The sequence below is a fragment of the Streptomyces sp. NPDC039430 genome, assembly GCF_055639435.1.
In genome coordinates, this window is sequence record NZ_JBVKAK010000010.1 from 125,735 (window position 1) to 145,525 (window position 19,791).

The following is a 19,791-nucleotide window of genomic DNA, read 5'->3' on the forward strand; positions in this document are numbered from 1 at the left end:
TCCAGGTCCGTGGTGCGGTCGGTAGGTGGTGCGGTACGGCTCAGGCCGTGGCGAGCCGCCCGAAGGAAAGCCGGACCGCCGCGTCCACCCCCTGCCGTACGGACTCGGGCAGCGCGCCCTCGTCGAGCCGGCGCAGCGCCGCTTCGGTCATGCCTCCCGGCGAGGCGACGGAGTCGATGACGGCCGCGGGAGTCGCTCCTCCCGCCAGCAGGGCGCCCGTGCCGCGTACCGCTCGCGCGGCGAGCAGGTCGGCCGTTTCGGCCGGCACCCCCTGGGCCCGGCCGGCCGAGGCGAGCGCCTCGGCGAAGCGGGCGACCAGCGCGGGGCCCGCCCCGGACAGCGCGCTGACCGCCTCCAGCAGGTCCTCGTCCAGGACCAGCGTCGGGCCGAGCCCGGCGAACAGGCCGCGCGCACTGTCCAGGGCGGCGCCGTCGGGGGTGCCGGCGAGCACGGTCACGCCGTCGCGCTCGGCGATCGCCACATTGGGGACCGCGCGCACCACGGGCACCCCGGGCAGCCGCGCGGCGATGGCCTCCGTACGCCAGGAGGCGACGAGCGACAGCAGCAGGTGCCGCGGGGTCGCGCTTTCGGCCAGCTCCGCGAGCGCGTCCGCCGTCTCGTCCGGGTGGACGGCCAGGACGACGGTGGTCGCGTCCCGTACGGCCTCGGCCGGGGTACCGGCCGGACGGATGCCGTACTCGTCGGCCAGGGCACGGGCCCCGCGGCCGGTCCGTGACACCCCGGTCAGCCGCTCCGGTGCGTGCCCGGCGGCGATCAGACCGCGCACCAGGGCGCGGGCCATCCGACCGCAGCCGATGAGCGCGACGGTGCCGTCGCCGGACGCCGTCATCGGGTCGCCTCGACGAGGTCGGCGATCGCGGTCATGCCGCGCACCAGCCGGTCCTCGCTCTCCGCGCCCACCGCGATCCGGATGAACCGGTCGCAGGAGGCGCCGTATCCGGTGCCCGGGACCACGGCGGTGCCGTACCGGGTGAGCAACTGCTCGGCGAACTCCGTGGAGTCCAGCCGGGATTCGCCCAGCGACGCGAAGAGATAGAAGGTGGCGTCGCCCGGGAGGCACTGCACACCGCGGTCGGCGAGCAGGCCGGCCATCCGGTTGCGGGTGGACACCACGCGCTGGATCTGCGGGCGGGTGTGGTCGAGGATCGTCTCGAAGTGCTCGGCCAGATAGCAGCTGAGGATGGTCGGGGCGCACGTCACCATGTGCTGCTGGAGCTTGAGCACCTGACGGGTGAAGTGCTCGTCGGCGATGAGGTATCCGATGCGCCAGCCCGAGATGCCGTAGTTCTTCGACATGGAGTTGCAGACGATGGTGTGGCGCTTCTCCGGGTCGTGCTCCAGGGCGGAGACGAAGACCTCGCCCTCCGGCACGAACTCGTGGTACGCCTCGTCGGAGATGAGGAACAGGCCGTACTTCTCGGCCATCTCGTGCAGCGCCAGCAGTTCGGCCGCGCCCAGCCGGCGGCCGCTGGGGTTGTGCGGGTTGTTGACGATGATCGCCCGTGTGCGGGGCGTGATGTACGACTCCAGGTCGCCGACCGACTCGTACCACGGGGTCGTCACGGGCACGCCCCGGGCGAGCCGGACCTGGTCGGGGTAGCTGACCCACAGCGGCTCCGGGATGATCACCTCGTCGCCGGGTTCGAGCAGGGCGGTCAGCGTCATGAAGATGGCGGCCTTGGAACCGGCCGTGACCATGATCTCCGTCTCGGGGTCGACCGGCGCGCCGGAGCAGGACTCGTGGTACTTGGCGAGCTTCTGGCGCAGCAGCGGGACGCCGCGGGAGTGCGAGTAGTGGTGGATCTGCGAGCCGGGCATGCCCTCGAAGGAGGGGGTGGGAAGGTCGAAGAACGCCTCGCCCAGCGACAGCGTGATGATGTCGACGCCGGCCGCGCGCAGGTCGTAGATCCGGTTGTTCGTCCTGATCGACGAGGCCTCCGACACGGAGTCCATGAGGCTGGAGTGCCGCAGTGTCTGCACGGTCATGGTCGTTTCGTCCTTCGCTGTGAGCAGGCCGGTGGCAGGGGCCGTGTGCGGGGCATGAGGGGCGTCACAGAACACGGATCTGCCCGCTTCCCCAGACGACGTTCTTGACGCAGGTGAGCGATTCGAGCCCCATGGGGCCGCGCGCGTGCAGCTTCTGGGTGGAGACGCCGATCTCGACGCCGTAGCCGAACTCCCCGCCGTCCGAGAAGCGGGTGGAGGTGTTGACGAACACGCTGCCGGAGTCGATGGCGCGGGCGAACCGGCGGGCCACCGCGATGTCCTGGGCCACGATCGCCTCGGCGTTGCGGGTGCCGTACTGGTTGATGTGGCGCAGCGCGGCATCGAAGTCGTCGACGACCTTCACGGCCAGGATCAGGTCCAGGTACTCCGTCTCCCAGTCGCTGTCCTGCACGGGGGCGGCGTCGGGCCACACCGTGCGGGTGCGCTCGTCGCCGCGCACCTCCACGCCGAGCCCCTTCAGCTCGTCGAGGACTCCGGGCAGCCAGCTCTCGGCGAGGTCCTGGTGGACGAGCAGCGTCTCGACGGCGTTGCAGACGCTGGGCCGGGAGGTCTTGCCGTTGATCACGATGTCGGTGGCCATGGACCGGTCGGCGGTGGTGTCGACGTAGACATGGCAGTTGCCGTCGCCGTCGATGACGGTGGGGACGACGGCGTTGTCCTTGACGGTCTGGATGAGGCCGGGGCCGCCGCGCGGCACGAGCAGGTCGACGTACTCCTCCGCCTTGAGCAGTTCGAGGGCGGCCTCGCGGGAGCAGTCGCGGATCAGCTGGACGGCGTCGGTGGGTACGTCCTCCTGCCGGGCGAGCACCTCGGTCAGCACGTCGGCGATGGCCGCGTTGGTGTGCTTGGCGATCGAGGAGCCGCGCAGCACGGCGGTGTTGCCCGACTTCAGGCAGAGGGCGGCGACGTCGGCGGTGACGCCGGGCCGGGCCTCGTAGATGACGGCGACGACGCCGAGGGGCTCGCGGACCTGATCGATCTGGATGCCGTTGGGGCGCGTGCGGCCCTCGACGACCTGGCCGACCGGGTCCGGCAGGTCGATGATCGTGCGCATCGCCCGGGTCATGCCCGAGATGCGCTTGTCGGTGAGGGTGAGGCGGTCGACGAGCGTGGTGGAGGCGCCGTTCTCCCTGGCGGCGGCCAGGTCGAGGGCGTTGGCCTCCTTCAACCGCTCGCCGACGGCGTCGATGGCGTCCGCCATCTCCGCGATCACGCGGTTCTTGACCTCGGTGGTCAGCTCGCGGACCGCGTGCGAGGCCTCGCGGGCGCGGCGGCAGACGTCGATGACCGACGGGGCGGTGGCGGTCGGGACAGTGGCAGTCTGAACGGTGGTCATGTCAGGCCTCCGGAAGGGTGACGTAATCGGTGGGATGGAGCACGGTCGGGCCTTCGCCCGGCCCTGCGAGAGCGCTGAGTTCGGCGGACCCCAGCCGGGTCCGGCCGCGGACGATGATCCGCCGGTCGCCGCCGACCGCGTCGACGATCGCGCCGGGCCGGAAGTCGCCTTCGTGGCCCGTGATATGACGGAGTGTCAGTGGGCCGCCGTCGCCGAGGACGGCGGCCCCGTCGGGGGCGCAGAGCAGCCGGCCCGACGGCGGTGCGGACAGGGACCGCCACAACCGCCCGAGGTCGAGGTCCTTCTCGGGGACCCGTGGGTGGACGAGCGTGCCGATGTTCTCTCCGGCCATCGCCCGCGTGACCCCGTCCTCGGTGTCGGCGCCCGCGATGACCACGGGGACCCCGGCGAGGGTGGCGATCCACGCCGCGCACAGCTTGGCGGCCATGCCGCCGGTGCCGAGCCCCCTGGCCGCGGCGCCGGCCAGCCGCTCGACCTCGGGCGTCATGACGGCGATCTCCGGTACCCGGCGGGCGTGCCGGTCATGGCGGGGGTTGCTCTCGTACAAGCCGGGCACGTCGGTCAGGAGCAGGAGCCGCCCGGCCCTCAGGGCGCCGGCGAGCAGAGCGGCCAGCACGTCGTTGTTGCGCACCATGACCGCGTCGTTCTCGTTCACGACGGGTACGAGACCGGCGTCGAGGGCTCCTTCGAGGACGGCCAGAGCGCTGTCGCGGTGGTCGGGTCCGGTGAGGTCGGGCGGGGTGAGCAGGATCTGGGCCGCCACCAGGCCGCGGGCCGCCAGGGCCTCGCGGAACGCGCCGAAGAGCAGCCCCTGACCGACGGCCGCCGCGACCTGGCGGGCGGCCGTGCCCGGCACGGCGGTGTCCTGCGCGGTCAGCCGGGCGTTGCCGGCCGCGATGGCACCGGAGCCGATGATGACCGGCTGGACGCCCTCGCCGCGCAGCCGTACGACCGCGTCGGCCAGAGTGGCGAGCTTGCCGGGGTCGGGCCGCCCGTCCGAGACGAGCGATGAGGTTCCGATCTTGATGACGACGCGTTCCTGGTGAGCGCCGGATGACATGGGACTGCCTCGGTTCCTGTGAGGGGGTCGTGGTGGTCGTACGGGGGCGGTACGGGCACGCCGTCAGGCGCCTGGGCCGGCCTGGGCGTCGAGGTGCCCCGCGACGACGCGGCCGATGGCCGCCAGCGGACCGGGCGCGGTCATCTCGCCGTGGGCGCAGTCGACGGGATGGACCTCGATCCGCCCGGTGACGTACGGCGCCCACACCCGGTCCGGTTCGCTCACCGTCGCGCCCTCGGTGGCGGTGAAGAGGACGAGGTCCCCGTCGAACACCCCCGAGTCGAACGTGCCGCGCAGATTGGTGACGTCCACGAACACCCGGGCCAGGGCGTCGAGTCCGGCCGGCCCCAGCTCGGCCAGCGGGCTGTCGGGGTGGGCGGGGTCGTGTCCCACCGAGTCCCTGATCGCCGGCCACACGTCCGGGTCGTCGTACTCGACCGGCCGGGCCGCCGAGTCGGCGTGCCCGGGGAACCCGTCGAGCACACCGAGGAACGCGACCTCCTCGCCGAGTTCCCGCAGCCGCACCGCCAGCGCGTGCGCCGCGGCACCGCCGAAGGACCAGCCGAGCAGCGAGTAGGGCCCCGCGGGCTGCACGGAACGGATCTCCGCCACGTACCGGTCGAGCATCGCCTCGAACGTCACCGGGGCGCCGTCCGGCTCGCCGAAGCCCGGGGCCTGCAGCCCGTAGACCGGCTGATGCCGGCTCAGGCGGCTCGGCAGTCCGCTGTAGCACCAGCTCAGCCCGATGGCCGGGTGGACGCAGAACAGCGGGCGGCGGGTGCCCTCCGCGCGCAGGGGCAGCAGCACCCCGAGCCCGTCGCCTGCCATGTCCTGACCGAGCCGGCCGAGCCGGTCGGCCAGCAGCGCCACCGTCGGCGCCTCGAACAGGGCGCGCACCGACAGCTCGCGGCCCAGTCGGACGCGGATGCGGCTGATCAGACGGGTGGCGAGCAGCGAGTGGCCGCCGAGAGCGAAGAAGTTGTCGTCGATGCCGATGCCGTCCGCGCCGAGGACGTCCGCGAACAGATCGCGGAGCACGGCCTCGGTACGGGTGCCCGGCGGAAGTCCGCCGCGCGGCGACAGCGCAGGGGCCGGCAGCGCGCGGTAGTCGACCTTGTTGTTCGGGGTCAGCGGCAGCCGCTCCAGGACGAGGACGGCGCTCGGCACCATGTACTCGGGCAGCGACCGGCGGGCGTGCCGGTCCAGCGCGTCGAGGTCGATCGCCGTGTCTCCGACCACGTAGGCGACGAGCCGCTTGTCGCCCGGCTGGTCCTCGCGGGCGAGGACCGCGACCTGGCGGACGCCCGGGAAGGCGGCGAGGACGGATTCGATCTCCGGCAGCTCGATACGGAAGCCGCGGATCTTCACCTGGTTGTCGGCCCGGCCGACGAAGTCGATCAGCCCGTCCGCCGTCCAGCGCACCCGGTCACCCGTGCGGTACATCCTCGAACCGGCCGGATCGAAGGGGTTGGCCACGAAGCGCTCGGCCGTCAGGTCCGGGCGGTTCAGATAGCCCCGGGCCAGGCCGGTGCCCGCCAGATACAGCTCGCCGGTCACCCCGGCCGGGACCGGGGTCAGCGAGTCGTCGAGGACATGGGCGGCCATACCGTCCAGCGGGCGCCCGATGGGCACGGGCGTCGGCACGTCCGAGGCCTTGCGCCACGGCGCCGAGGTCGCGAACAACGTGGTCTCCGTCGGCCCGTAGTTGCTGCGGACCAGCAGACCCGGGCAGTGCTCCAGGACCCTGCGGACCGCCACAGGCGACACGATGTCGCCACCGGTGATGACCACCCGGACCCCCGCGAAGCACTCGGGGCGCTCCTCGGCCATGACCCGGAAGAGACCCGCGGTCACGTCAACACCCGTGATCCGCTCGGCCTGGATCAGCCGTGCCAGCCGCTCGACCGTGAGGTCCTCCTCCGGGGCGATGACGCTCGTGCCGCCGTGCAGCAGCGGATACCAGAAGGAGTACGTGGACGGGTCGAACTCGTACGGGGTCAGGAGCAGCACCCGGTCGTGGTCGCCGGGGACGAGGATCGAGTCGTTGACCAGCTCGAACACGTCCTGGTGGGTGACGGCCACGCCCTTGGGCTTGCCGGTCGAACCGGAGGTGTACATCACATACGCCAGCTGCTGCCGGTGTCCGGTCACGGCCGGGTCGGCCGACGGCACGGACGCGTCCGCGCCGTCCTCCTCGACCATGACGACCGCGGCCGCCTCCGGCAGTCCGCGCTCCCGCATCTCCCCGTCGGTGAGCAGGACCTCCGCACCGCACTCCGCGAGCACCACCCGCATGCGGTCGAGCGGCGAGGCGTGATGCAACGGCACATAGAAGGAACCGGACTTGAGGATCGCCGTCAGCGCGACCACGAGCTCGACCGTGCGGCTCATCAGGATGGCGACCGGCCGCTCGGGGCCCGCTCCGGCGGCGATGAGCCGGTGCGCCAGCCGGTTGGCGCGGGTGTCGAGCTCGGCGTACGTCAGGCTGCGGCCGGCACAGCGCACCGCCACGGCGTCCGGGGTACGGAGCGCCTGACGCCGGAACGCTTCCTGGAGCGAATCCTCGGGGAAGCGGTCGACCGGGTCGGGACCGGCGGCCAGCACGGCCAGCTCACCGCGCTCGTCGGTGCCGAGGATGTCGATGGCGCCGATGTGGACGGCGGGGTCGGTGCTGACGGTGTTCAGGACGCGGACGAGGCGGGCGAAGAGCTGTCGTGCGGTGTTCTCGTCGAAGAGGTCGGTGGCGTAGCCGATGGTGGCGCGCAGGGGGCCGGGCCGTCCGTCGGCGTCCGTGAGCGCCAGGAAGTTGATGTTGAGGTCGAACTTCGCCTGGTCGAGGACGCCTTCGACATCCGTCACCTCGGCGCCGGGCAGATCGAGCACGGGACCGGACCCGGCGGCCACCTCCAGCATGATCTGGAAGAGGGGGTGGCGGTTGGTGGAGCGGGGTGGGTTGAGGGTTTCGACGACGCGTTCGAAGGGGGTGTCCTGGTGGGTGTAGGCGGCGAGGCTGTTGGTGCGGACCTGGGTGAGGAGGTGGTGGAAGGTGGGGTTGTCGGCGGTGTTGGTGCGGATGACGAGGGTGTTGATGAAGAAGCCGATGAGGTGGTCGAGGGTTTCGTCGTTGCGGCCGGCGACGGGTGTGCCGAGGGGGATGTCGGTTCCTGCGCCGAGTCGGGTGAGGAGGGTGGCGAGTGCGGCGTGGGCGACCATGGTGAGGGTGGTGCCTGTCGAACGTGCCAGCTCGGCGAGCCGCGCGTGGAGTTCGGGGGCGAGTTCGGTCTCGAAGGTTTCGCCTTGGTGGGTGGGGTGAGTGGGGCGTGGGCGGTCGGTGGGGAGGTCGAGTTCGACGGGGAGGCCGGCGAGGGTCTCGCGCCAGTAGTCCAGTTGGGGGCTGTCGGCTGTGGTGAGGAGTTGCTGTTGCCAGAGGGTGTAGTCGGCGTACTGGACGGCCAGGGGTGTCCAGGCGGGCGGCTGTCCGGTGAGGCGGGCTCGGTAGGCGGTGGAGAGGTCGGTGCCGAGGGGGCCCATGGAGGCGCCGTCGCTGGCGATGTGGTGGAAGAGCAGGTTGAGGACGTGGTCGTTCTCGCCGAGGCGGACGAGGGTCGCGCGCAGCGGGAGATCGGTGCTCAGGTCGAAGATGTGGCTGCCGAGGTCGTCGAGGACCGTGTCGAGGTCGTGTTCGGCGCAGGAGATCTGGTGGAGGGTGATGTCCGCCTGGTCGAGGATGACCTGTATGACCTGGTCGGTGTCTTCGCGGAGGATGGTGCGCAGGCTTTCGTGGCGGGTGACGACGTCGCCGAGGGCCTGTTCGAGTGCGGACGCGTCGAGCGCTCCTCGTATGCGGTAGTTGGTGGGTGCGTTGTAGGTGGTTCCGGGGCCTTCCAGTTGGTCGAGGAACCACAGGCGTTGCTGGGCGGCCGAGGCGGGCAGGGGATCGGGGCGTTCCACAGCGGTCGGTACGGGGCGCGCCGCAGCGGCTCCGGGTGTGGTGAGGCGGGTGGCGAGGCCGCTGGGTGTGGGGGCTTCGAAGATGGCGCGGACCGGGACTTCGGAGCCGAATTCGGCGCGGATGCGGCTGATGAGGCGGGTGGCGAGCAGGGAGTGGCCGCCGAGGGCGAAGAAGTCGTCGTCCACGCCGACGGTGTCGGCGCCGAGGACGTCGGCGAACAGCTCGCACAGGAGGCGCTCCTCGGCGGTGGCCGGGAGGCGGCCGGAGGTGCCGGTGTAGACGGGTGCGGGCAGTGCCTTGGGGTCCAATTTGCCGTTCGCGGTCAGCGGCAGCGTCTCCAGGACGACGAACGCGGAGGGGACCATGTAATCCGGCAGCTGCCCTGACATGGACTCCCTTACGGAGGAGGGCAGCGCGTCGGTGTCCGCCCCCTCGGCAGGGACGACGTAGGCCACGAGCCGCCGGTCGCCGGGGACGTCCTCCCGCGCGACGACCGCGGCCTGGTGCACGTCGGGGTGGGCCGTGACGATCGCACGGACCTCGCCGGGCTCGATCCGGTAGCCGTGGATCTTCACCTGGTCGTCGGAGCGGCCGATGAACCAGAGCAGACCGTCCGCGGACCACTTGACGCGGTCGCCCGAGCGGTACATCCGCGAGCCGTCCGCCGCGAACGGATCCGCGACGAACCGCTCGGCGGTCAGATCGGGGCGTGACACATAGCCGCGGGCCACCACGGTCCCGGCGATGTACAGCTCGCCGGGCACACCGGGCGCCACCGGCTGGAGGTGCTCGTCCAGCACGTACAACCGGGTGTTGACGATCGGCTTTCCGATGGGCACCGACTCACCGAGCCGCTCATCGGCGGTGATGTCGAAGACGCAGCAGCCGACGACCGTCTCGGTCGGCCCGTACTCGTTGGTCACCTTGGTCCCGGGGGCGCGCCGCAGCCACGCCCGTACGTCGGCGACGGCCAGGGTCTCGCCGCCGACGACCAGGCGCCGCGTGGCGCGCGCGGCGTCCTCGTCCGCCAGCAGCTCGTTGAGCAGCGGGACATGCGCGGGCACCACCTTGATCACCTCGAAGCCGCCGGTGGCACGGACCGAGTCCGCGAGACCCTCCGCCCCGCCCTCGACGCTCACGACGACAGGGGAGCCCGAGATCAGCGGCACCATCAGGCTGGTGACCGTCAGGTCGAAGGCCAGCGAGGAGTGCAGGGCGGCACCGGCGCCGCCGGCCACGCCGTACGCCCGTGCCGACCAGACCACGTAGTTGACCAGGCCGCCGTGGTGCACGGCGACGCCCTTGGGGCGGCCGGTGGAACCCGAGGTGTAGATGACATAGGCCAGTGCGTCGGAGCCGACGCGCACGCCCGGTGCCTCGGCCGGCTGGGCGGCGAGCCGGGCCCGCAGACCGGGGTCGTCGAGGCTCAGGACCGGGACACCGCACTCCGGCAGATCCGCCCGGAGCAGCTCCTCCGTCAGCAGCAGCCCGGCCTTGGCGTTGTCCATCATGAACGTGGCCCGGTCGGCCGGGTACTCCGGGTCGAGCGGCAGATAGGCGGCGCCGGCCTTCCAGACGGCGAGGATGGCGACGACGGCCTTCGCGCCGCGTGGCAGCCGCAGTCCGACCATGGACTCGGGCCCGACTCCGTGGCCGCGCAGCAGGTGCGCCAGGCGGTTCGCCCGGCGGTCGAGCTCCGCGTACGTGATGCTCTCGGCGCCGTCCACGACCGCGACCGCGTCGCCGGCGCGAGCGGTCTGGGCCTCGAACAGTTCGAGCACGGTGGCGTCGGGCATGGGGGCGGAGGTGTCGTTCCAGTCCTCCAGCATGCGGCGACGTTCCTCGGTGCCGAGGATGTCGATGGCGCCGATGTGGACGGCGGGGTCGGTGCTGACGGTGTTCAGGACGCGGACGAGGCGGGCGAAGAGCTGTCGTGCGGTGTTCTCGTCGAAGAGGTCGGTGGCGTAGCCGATGGTGGCCCGCAGGGGGCCGGGCCGCCCGTCGGCGTCCTTCAGCGCCCGGAAGTTGACGTTCAGGTCGAACTTCGCCTGGTCGAGGATGCTTTCGACGCCGGTCACCTCAGTACCCGGCAGGTCGAGGACCGGGCCGTTGTCCATGTCGACCTGAAGCATGATCTGGAAGAGGGGGTGGCGGTTGGTGGAGCGGGGAGGGTTGAGGGCTTCCACGACCCGTTCGAAGGGGATGTCCTGGTGGCTGTAGGCGGCGAGGCTGTTGGCGCGGACCTGGGCGAGGAGGTGGTGGAAGGCGGGATTGCCCGAGGTATCGGTGCGGATGACGAGGGTGTTGATGAAGAAGCCGATGAGGTGGTCGAGGGTTTCGTCGTTGCGGCCGGCGACGGGTGTGCCGAGGGGGATGTCGGTTCCTGCGCCGAGTCGGGTGAGGAGGGTGGCGAGTGCGGCGTGGGCGACCATGGTGAGCGTGGTCCCCGTTGAACGTGCCAGCTCGGCCAGCCGCGCGTGGAGTTCGGGGGCGAGTTCGGTCTCGAAGGTCTCACCCCGGTAGGAGGAGAGCGCGGGGCGTGGGCGGTCGGTGGGGAGGTCGAGTTCGACGGGGAGGTTGGCGAGGGTTTCGCGCCAGTAGTCCAGTTGGGGGCTGTCGGCTGTGGTGAGGAGTTGTCGCTGCCAGAGGGTGTAGTCGGCGTACTGGACGGCCAGGGGTGTCCAGGCGGGCGGCTGTCCGGTGAGGCGGGCCCGGTAGGCGGTGGAGAGGTCGGTGCCGAGGGGGCGCATGGAGGCGCCGTCGCTGGCGATGTGGTGGAAGAGCAGGTTGAGGACGTGGTCGTTCTCGCCGAGGCGGACGAGGGTCGCGCGCAGCGGGAGATCGGTGCTCAGGTCGAAGATGTGGCTGCCGAGGTCGTCGAGGACCGTGTCGAGGTCGTGTTCGGCGCAGGAGGTCCGATGCAGGACCACTTCTGGTTGACCGAGGATGACCTGTATGACCTGGTCGGTGTCTTCGCGGAAGATGGTGCGCAGGCTTTCGTGGCGGGTGACGACGTCGCCGAGGGCCTGTTCGAGTGCGGACGCGTCGAGTGCTCCTCGTATGCGGTAGTTGGTGGGTGCGTTGTAGGTGGTTCCGGGTCCTTCCAGTTGGTCGAGGAACCACAGGCGTTGCTGGGCGGCCGAGGCGGGCAGGGGGTCGGGGCGCTCTGCGGCGGTCGGTACGGGGCGCGCCGCAGCGGCTCCGGGTGTGGTGAGGCGGGTGGCGAGGCCGCTGGGTGTGGGTGCTTCGAAGATGGCGCGGACCGGGACTTCGGAGCCGAATTCGGCGCGGATGCGGCTGATGAGGCGGGTGGCGAGCAGGGAGTGGCCGCCGAGGGTGAAGAAGTCGTCGTCCACGCCGACGGTGTCGGCGCCGAGGACGTCGGCGAACAGCTCGCACAGGACCCGCTCCTCGGCGGTGGCCGGAAGACGGCCGGAGGTCCCCGCGTAGACGGGTGCGGGCAGCGCCTTGCGGTCCAGTTTGCCGTTGGCGGTCAGCGGCAGCGTCTCCAGGACGACGAACGCGGAGGGGACCATGTGCGAGAGAAGGGTGTCGGCGAGGTGGGCGCGCAGCGCGGCCGTGTCGATCTCCTCGCCGGCCCCGGGCACCACATAGCCCACGAGCCGCTTGTCGCCCGGCTGGTCCTCGCGGACCACGACCGCGGACTGCGCGACGGGCGGGTAGGTACGGACCGCGGACTCGATCTCGCCGGGCTCGATCCGGTAGCCGCGGATCTTCACCTGGTCGTCGGCGCGGCCGAGGTACTCCAGGCGGGAGGCCGAGGTCCACCGCACGACGTCTCCCGTGCGGTACATCCGGTCGCCCGGCTCCCCGAAGGGGCAGGCGACGAAGCGGCCCGCGGTCAGGTCGGGCCGGCCCAGATAGCCGCGCGCGAGGCCGTCGCCGGAGACGTACAGCTCTCCCGGCACCCCGGCGGGTACCGGGCGCAGCAGATCGTCCAGGACGTACAGGCCGAGGTCGGGGATGGCCTCGCCGATGACGCTGCCCGGCAGCGTGGCCGCCTTCCCGCGGTCGAGGGCCTGGTACGTGACGTGCACCGTGGTCTCGGTGATCCCGTACATGTTCACCAGGACGGGGGCGTCGTCGGCGTGGCGCGCGTACCAGTCGTCGAGTCGGCGCAGGTCGAGTGCCTCGCCGCCGAACACGACGGTCCGCAGCGCGAGCCGGTCCCCGGTGGCGGGGTTCTCGGCGTCGGCCTGGACCAGTTGGTAGAAGGCGGACGGTGTCTGGTTGAGCACGGTGACGCGCTCGTCGGCGAGCAGCCGGAGGAAGTCTCCCGGCGTGCGGCTGACGGAGTGCGGGACGACCACGAGCCGGCCGCCGTGCAGCAGCGGGCCCCACAGCTCCCAGACGGAGAAGTCGAAGGCGTACGAGTGGAAGAGCGTCCACACGTCGTCGGCGTCGAAGCCGAACCAGTGGCGGGTGGCCGCGAACAGGCGGGTGACGTTCCGGTGCGGGACGACGACGCCCTTGGGGCGGCCGGTGGAGCCCGAGGTGTAGATGACATAGGCCGGATGTCCGGGCAGGGGCGTGCCGGTGTCGGGGGCGGTCGTCCCCGCGCCGGCCAGGCGTCGGGCCGTGTCCGGCGTGTCGAGCGGCAGGACGGGCGTGTCGCCCGGGAGCCGCGTAGGGAGGTCGCCGGCGGTCACCAGCAGGACGGGGGCGGCGTCCTCCAGCATGTACGCGATCCGGTCCGCCGGGTAGTCGGGATCGACCGGCAGATAGGCGGCGCCCGCCTTGAGTACGGCGAGCAGGGCCACGACGAGGTCGGTGGAGCGGGGCAGGGCGACCGCGACGAGGTGGTCGGGGCCGGCGCCCTGTTCGGCCAGGACACGCGCCAGCCGGTTGGCGCGGGCGTCGAGTTCGGCGTACGTGGTGTGCGCGCCGTCGAATGTCACCGCGACGGCGTCCGGGGTACGGGCGGCCTGTGCGGCGAACAGCTCGGGCAGGGTCCCCGACGGTCCGGCGACCGGGACGGGGGCGGTCAGCAGGGCCGCGCGCTCGCCGGCGCCGAGGATGTCGAGGGAGCTGATACGGGCGTGGGGGTCGTCGGCCGCCGCCTCCAGGACGCGCGTGAAGCGCTGGACGAGGCCGGCCACGGTGTTCTCGTCGAACAGGTCGGCGGAGTAGCCGACGGCGACCCGCAGCGGGCCGGGGGCGCCGTCCGTGTCCGTGGTGGTCCGCAGGTTCAGCGACAGGTCGAACTTGGCGCCGTCGCGGTTGACCGCCTGCCCCTCCACGGGGGTGCCGCACAGGTCCAGAGCGGCCCCGGTCCCGTCGATGACCTGGAGCATGATCTGGAAGAGGGGGTGGCGGTTGGTGGAGCGGGGTGGGTTGAGGGTTTCGACGACGCGTTCGAAGGGGGTGTCCTGGTGGGTGTAGGCGGCGAGGCTGTTGGTGCGGACCTGGGTGAGGAGGTGGTGGAAGGTGGGGTTGTCGGCGGTGTTGGTGCGGATGACGAGGGTGTTGATGAAGAAGCCGATGAGGTGGTCGAGGGTTTCGTCGTTGCGGCCGGCGACGGGTGTGCCGAGGGGGATGTCGGTTCCGGCGCCGAGTCGGGTGAGGAGGGTGGCGAGTGCGGCGTGGGCGACCATGGTGAGCGTGGTGCCCGTTGAACGTGCCAGCTCGGCCAGCCGCGCGTGGAGTTCGGGGGCGAGTTCGGTCTCGAAAGCCTCTCCCCGGTAGGAGGGATGAGCGGGACGGGCCCGGTCGGTGGGGAGGTCGAGTTCGACGGGGAGGCCGGCGAGGGTCTCGCGCCAGTAGTCCAGTTGGGGGCTGTCGGCTGTGGTGAGGAGTTGCCGCTGCCAGAGGGTGTAGTCGGCGTACTGGACGGCCAGGGGTTCCCAGGCGGGCGGCTGTCCGGCCAGGCGGGCCCGGTAGGCGGTGGACAGATCGGTGCCCAGCGGCGCCATCGACGCGGCGTCGGCGGCGATGTGGTGCAGCAGAAGCATCAGGACGTGGTCGTCCTCGCCGAGGCGGACCAGGGTCGCGCGCAGCGGGAGATCCGCGCTCAGGTCGAAGACATGGCCGCCGAGGTCGTCGAGGACCGCGTCAAGGTCGTGCTCGGTGCAGGAGATCCGGTGCAGGGTGACATCCGGTTGGGCCAGGACCACCTGCGCGACCTGGTCGGTGTCCTCGCGGAAGACGGTGCGCAGGCTTTCGTGCCGGGCGACGACGTCACCGAGGGCCCGTTCCAGCGCGGACGCGTCCAGCGCACCCCGTATCCGGTAGCTGGTGGGCAGGTTGTACGTGGTGCTCCGCCCCTCCAACCGGTCGAGGAACCACAGGCGTTGCTGGGCGGCCGAGGCGGGCAGGGGGTCGGGGCGCTTCGCGGCGGCCAGTACGGGCCGCGCGGGACCCGCCGCCGTCAGCAGCGCGGCCAGCCCGCCGGGGGTGGGCGCCTCGAAGACGGCGCGCACGGGCAGTTCACGGGCGAGCGCGCCGCGCACCCGGTTGACCAGCCGGGTCACGAGCAGGGAGTGGCCGCCGAGGGCGAAGAAGTCGTCGTCCACGCCGACGGTGTCGGCGCCGAGGACCTCGGCGAACAGCTCGCACAGGACCCGCTCCTCGGCGGTGGCCGGAAGACGGCCGGAGGTCCCCGCGTAGACGGGCGCGGGCAGCGCCCTGCGGTCCAGTTTGCCGTTGGCGGTCAGCGGCAGCGTCTCCAGGACGACGAACGCGGACGGCACGGCGGCCGGCGGCACGGCCACGGCGACCGCGCGGCGCAGCGCGTCCGCCGACGGCGCGGCGTCGCCGGGCTCGGGGACGACGTAGGACACCAGGCGTTTGTCACCCGGGCTGTCCTCGCGCAGTACGGTGGCGGCGTGTGCCACCCCTGGCACCGCGCCGACCAGCGCGTTCAGCTCGCCGAGTTCCACGCGCACACCGCGGATCTTGACCTGGTCGTCGGCCCGGCCGAGGAAGGCCAGGCTGCCGTCGGCGCGTCGGCGCACCAGGTCGCCGCTGCGGTACATGCGCTCGCCGGGCGCGCCGAAGGGGCTGGCCACGAAGCGCTCGGCGGTCAGGCCGGCCCGGCCCAGGTAGCCGTGGGCGAGGCCGTCGCCCGTGAGGTACAGCTCGCCGGGGACGCCGGTGGGCACGGGCCTCAGCCGCTCGTCGAGAATATGGAGCCAGGTGTTCCAGATGCCCTCGCCGAGGGGCGCCGTGAGCGGCCACTCGGCCACGTCGGCGGGCAGGGTGTCGCTGGTGACGAGATGTGTCTCGGAAGGGCCGTAGTGGTTGTGCAGACGCACGCCGGGGCGGGTCGAGTGGAAGGAGCGGACCGGGCCGGCCAGCTGGAGCGCCTCGCCCGCCTGGGCGACGTGCCGCAGCGCGTCGAGTCGTAGGCCCCGCTCGGCGGCGGCCTCGTACACGGCCGCGATCACCAGGTTGGGGGCGAAGAACTCGGTGATGCGCTCCTCGTCCAGCCAGGCGGCGAGCCGGGCCGCGTCGAGGCGGGTCTCCTCATCGGGCACGCACAGCGTCTTGCCGTGGAGCAGCGCCATCAGGATCTCGTGCTCGGAGACGTCGAAGCCGACCGCCGAGAACTGCGAGACGCGGGCGCCCGGTGCGTACGGGAAGACGGTGGCGTTCCAGGCCAGCAGGTTGAGCAGGACCCGCGCGGGCAGGACGACGCCCTTGGGGCGGCCGGTGGACCCCGAGGTGTAGACGACGTAGCCGGGGGTCTCGGGGGTCAGCGGGGCCGGCCGGTCCGCGTCGGTGGGCACGGCCGCGCTCAGAGCCACGAGCTCCGCGGCGACGTCGGTGTCGTCGAGGTCGAGCAGCGGGCCGGACAGCCTGTCCGCGCCTGCCCGGTCGGTCAGGCAGAGCGCGGGCCGGGCGTCGTCGAGGACGAACTCCGTACGCTCCTGCGGATACTGCGGGTCGAGGGGCAGATAGGCCGCACCCGCCTTGAGGACGGCGACGAAGGCGACAGTCAGCCGGACGCCGCGCGGCAGCAGCACGCCGACGTACGAGCCGGGGCCGGCGCCGCGGGCCAGCAGCAGCCGGGCCAGCCGGCTGGAGCGTTCGTCCAGCTCCGCGTAGGTCAGTTCGCCGTCGGGGGCGCTGATCGCGAGCGCGCCGGGCGTGCGGGCGGCCTGCGCGTGCAGCAGGTCGGACAGGGAGGCGGCGGGCAGCCCGACGCGGTTCTCCTGGGCGGCGGCCGGCTCCCGCTCGCCGTCGAGGAACAGGTCGAGGTCGCCGAGCGTCCGCTCGGGGGCGGCCAGGGCCTGGGTCAGCAGGGCGGCGAAGCGCCGGGCGAGCAGCTCGGCCGTGACGGGCGCGAACAGGTCGGCCGCGTACTCAAGACGCCCGGCGAGCCCGGCGGGTGTGCCGTCGTCCTCGTACCGCTCGGTGAAGCCGAAGAGGAGGTCGAACTTCGCGGTGGTGGCGGGTATCTCCTCCGCCCGCGCGGTGAGCCCGGGGAGCGTGAAGCTGTAGCCGCCCGCGTTCTCCATGGTCAGCATGGTCTGGAACAGGGGGTGGCGGGAGAGCGAGCGGTCCGGGTTGATCGCCTCCACGACCTGGTCGAACGGCACGTCCTGATGCTCGTAGGCGGCCAGGGCGCCGTCGCGCACCCGCTCCAGGAGGGTGCGGAAGGCGGGGTTGCCCGAGGTGTCCGTGCGGAGCACCAGCGTGTTGACGAAGAATCCGATCAGCCCGTCGAGGGCCGCGTCGGTGCGCCCGGCGACCGTGGTGCCCAGCGGGATGTCCGTGCCCGCGCCGACCCGGGTGAGCAAGGTGGCCACGGCGGCCTGCAGCACCATCGGCACGCTGGTGCGGGTGGCGCGGGCCAGCCGCACCAGGGACGAATGCACCTCGGGGCGCAGATCGAGCGGGACCACTCCGCCCCGGGTCCCGGCCACCGGCGGCCGGGGGAAGTCGGTGGGCAGCTCCAGCTCGGCGGGGGCGCCGTCGAGTGCCCGGCGCCAGAAGTCCAGTTGACGGGCGGCGAGGCCGGCCGGGTCCTGGGCGTCGCCCAGCAGCTCGCGCTGCCACAGCGTGTAGTCCGCGTACTGCGCCGGCAGAGGCTCGAAGCGCGGTGCCTCGCCCGCCAGGCGCGCGGTGTAGGCCAGTTCGAGTTCGCGGGTCAGCGGCTGCATCGACCAGCCGTCGGTGCCGATGTGGTTGAGCGTGAGGAGCAGGACGTGCCCGTCGGGTCCGTCCGCGAACAGGCGGGCGCGCAGCGGCACGTCGGTGGTCGGGTCGAACGGGACGTACGCCGCCGCGCGGAGTTCCGCCGCCAGGTCCGGTACGTGTTCCAGGGGCGGTTCGGGGCGTACCCGGCCGGCGGGCAGGATGACCTGGTGGGGCTCGCCGTTCCGCTCGGGGAAGACGGTGCGCAGCGCCTCGTGCCGGTCGATGAGATCGCCGAGCGCCATCCGGAGCGCGGCCGGGTCGAGGACGCCGGTGAGGCGTACGGCGACGGGCAGTACGTAGGCCGCGGATCCGCCGTCCAGGCGGCTCTGGAACCACATGCGGTACTGGGCGGGGGAGAGCGGGATCACGTCGGGGCGGACCACCGGCACGAGAGCGGGCCGGGCGGCGGGGGCGGTCTCCGTCGCCCCGGCCAGGCCGGCGACCGTCGGATGGTCGAAGACGGCGCTGACGGAGAGGTCGACGTCGAGCGCGCCGCGGATCCGGCTGACCAGACGGATGGCGTGCAGCGAGTCGCCGCCGAGGGCGAAGAAGTCGTCGTCGACACCGGTCCCGGTCACGCCGAGGGTGTCGTCGAAGAGCCGGCACAGCAGGCTCTCACGGTCGGTGCGCGGGGTGTGGCCGGTGCCGCCACCGACGGTGGGGGCGGGCAGGGCGCGGTAGTCGACCTTGTGGTTCGCGGTGAGCGGCAGGCGGTCGAGCACGACATAGGCCGAGGGCAGCGCGTACGCCGGTATGCGGCGTTCGAGATGCGCGCGGGCGGCGGCGGTCGCGCCGGCGCCGTCCGACGGGGTCCCGGCCACGAGGTAGGCGACGAGCCGCTTGACGCCCGGCTGGTCCTCGCGGGCCGTGACGACGGCCTGGCGCACCGCGTCGCAGTCGGCGAGCGCGGCCTCGACCTCGGCCGGCTCGATCCGGTAGCCGCGGATCTTGACCTGGCTGTCGGAGCGGCCGGCGAACCGGAGCAGCCCGTCGGCGGTGCGGTACGCCAGGTCGCCGGAGCGGTACATCCGCGACCCGTCCGCCGCGAACGGGTCCGCGACGAAGCGCTCCGCCGTCAGGTCGGGGCGGTGGGCGTAGCCGCGGGCGAGGCCCGCGCCGGCGAGGTACAGCTCGCCGGTTCCGCCGTCGGCGACGGGGCGCAGGGCGGCGTCGAGGACGTAGGCGCGCATGCCGTCGAGCGGGGCGCCGAGAGGGACCTGGTCCGGGACGTCGGCCGCCCGGGTCCAGCGGTGCTGGGCGGCGTAGAGGGTGGTCTCGGTGGGGCCGTAGGTGCCGCGCACGACGACGCCGGGGCAGTGGTCGAGTACGGCGCGCACCGCGGCGGCCGGGATCACATCGCCGCCGGTGAGGACCTCCCGCATGGCCGCGAAGCACTCCGGGTGCTCCTCGGCCATCACCCGGAACAGGCCGGCCGGGATCTCCGCGGCGGTGATCCGCTCCCGGCCGACCAGCTCCGCGAGCCGGTCCACGGTGAGTTCGGCCTCGGTGGCGAGCACGACCGTGCCGCCGTGCAGCAGCGGGTACCAGATCGAGTACGTGGCCGGGTCGAAGGCGTACGACGCGACGAGCAGGACGCGTTCGTGGGCGCCGGGCGTGGCGAACATGGAGTCGCCCACCAGGTCCAGGATGTCGCGGTGGGTGACGGCCACGCCCTTGGGCGTGCCCGTGGAACCCGAGGTGTGCATCACGTAGGCCAGCTGCTCGGGCAGCACGCGCACGGCCGGACGCCCGGCGCCCGGCCGCGCCGGGGCGCGGTCCGTGCCGGCCGCGCGGGCCTCCGGCAGATCGGCCAGGACGGTGGCCGGGACCCGCGGGGCGCGGGCGGCCATGACGGAGTCGGTCAGCAGGACGGGAGCCCCGCTGCCGGCCGCGGCCCGCTCCCTCCGCTCGCGCGGCAGGGCCGGGTGCAGCGGGAGGTAGTGCGCCCCCGTCTTGAGCACCGCGAGGAGCGCGACGACCAGGTCGACCGTGCGGTCCATCAGTACCAGGACGGGGCGCTCCGCGCCGGCGCCCTCGGCGGCCAGCAGCCCGGCCAGCCGCTCCGACCGGTCGTCCAACTGCCGGTAGGTGAGGCTGCGCCCGGCGCACCGTACCGCCACGGCTTCCGGTGTACGAGCTGCCTGCTCGCCGAAGGCGTCCGGCACCGAACCCACGAACATCGTCACTCGCTCCTCGTGATGGTTGCCGCCGCTCGGGCGACGGGCGTACTCA

The 19,791-nt window shown here is 72.7% G+C and carries 5 protein-coding genes; all 5 read right to left on the reverse strand.

What is annotated here, in order from left to right:
• Window positions 1-40: 40 nt before the first annotated feature.
• On the reverse strand, window positions 41-850 hold the full coding sequence (locus tag ACZ7LS_RS25095; protein WP_385135012.1) for a pyrroline-5-carboxylate reductase family protein: 810 nt from the start codon (window positions 848-850) through the stop codon (window positions 41-43).
• A complete protein-coding gene (locus ACZ7LS_RS25100) occupies window positions 847-2,007 on the reverse strand; it encodes a pyridoxal phosphate-dependent aminotransferase (RefSeq protein WP_382524015.1) in 1,161 nt (386 codons plus the stop codon). The genes ACZ7LS_RS25095 and ACZ7LS_RS25100 overlap by 4 nt, the downstream gene beginning before the upstream one ends.
• Before the next feature lie 64 nt (window positions 2,008-2,071).
• Window positions 2,072-3,364 (reverse strand): glutamate-5-semialdehyde dehydrogenase, encoded by a 1,293-nt coding sequence (locus ACZ7LS_RS25105; RefSeq protein ID WP_385135014.1) that lies wholly within the window; start codon window positions 3,362-3,364, stop codon window positions 2,072-2,074.
• A 1-nt stretch (window position 3,365) separates the two neighbouring features.
• Window positions 3,366-4,445 (reverse strand): glutamate 5-kinase, encoded by a 1,080-nt coding sequence (proB, locus tag ACZ7LS_RS25110; protein ID WP_385135016.1) that lies wholly within the window; start codon window positions 4,443-4,445, stop codon window positions 3,366-3,368.
• A 63-nt stretch (window positions 4,446-4,508) separates the two neighbouring features.
• Window positions 4,509-19,739 (reverse strand): non-ribosomal peptide synthetase, encoded by a 15,231-nt coding sequence (locus tag ACZ7LS_RS25115; protein ID WP_385135061.1) that lies wholly within the window; start codon window positions 19,737-19,739, stop codon window positions 4,509-4,511.
• Window positions 19,740-19,791: the final 52 nt, after the last annotated feature.

What these genes read in the sequence shown, in the direction of transcription:
- ACZ7LS_RS25095 (WP_385135012.1), bottom strand. Translation starts at nt 850, where the DNA reads ATGACGGCGTCCGGCGACGGCACCGTCGCGCTCATCGGCTGCGGTCGG.
- ACZ7LS_RS25100 (WP_382524015.1), bottom strand. Translation starts at nt 2,007, where the DNA reads ATGACCGTGCAGACACTGCGGCACTCCAGCCTCATGGACTCCGTGTCG.
- ACZ7LS_RS25105 (WP_385135014.1), bottom strand. Translation starts at nt 3,364, where the DNA reads ATGACCACCGTTCAGACTGCCACTGTCCCGACCGCCACCGCCCCGTCG.
- proB (WP_385135016.1), bottom strand. Translation starts at nt 4,445, where the DNA reads ATGTCATCCGGCGCTCACCAGGAACGCGTCGTCATCAAGATCGGAACC.
- ACZ7LS_RS25115 (WP_385135061.1), bottom strand. Translation starts at nt 19,739, where the DNA reads ATGTTCGTGGGTTCGGTGCCGGACGCCTTCGGCGAGCAGGCAGCTCGT.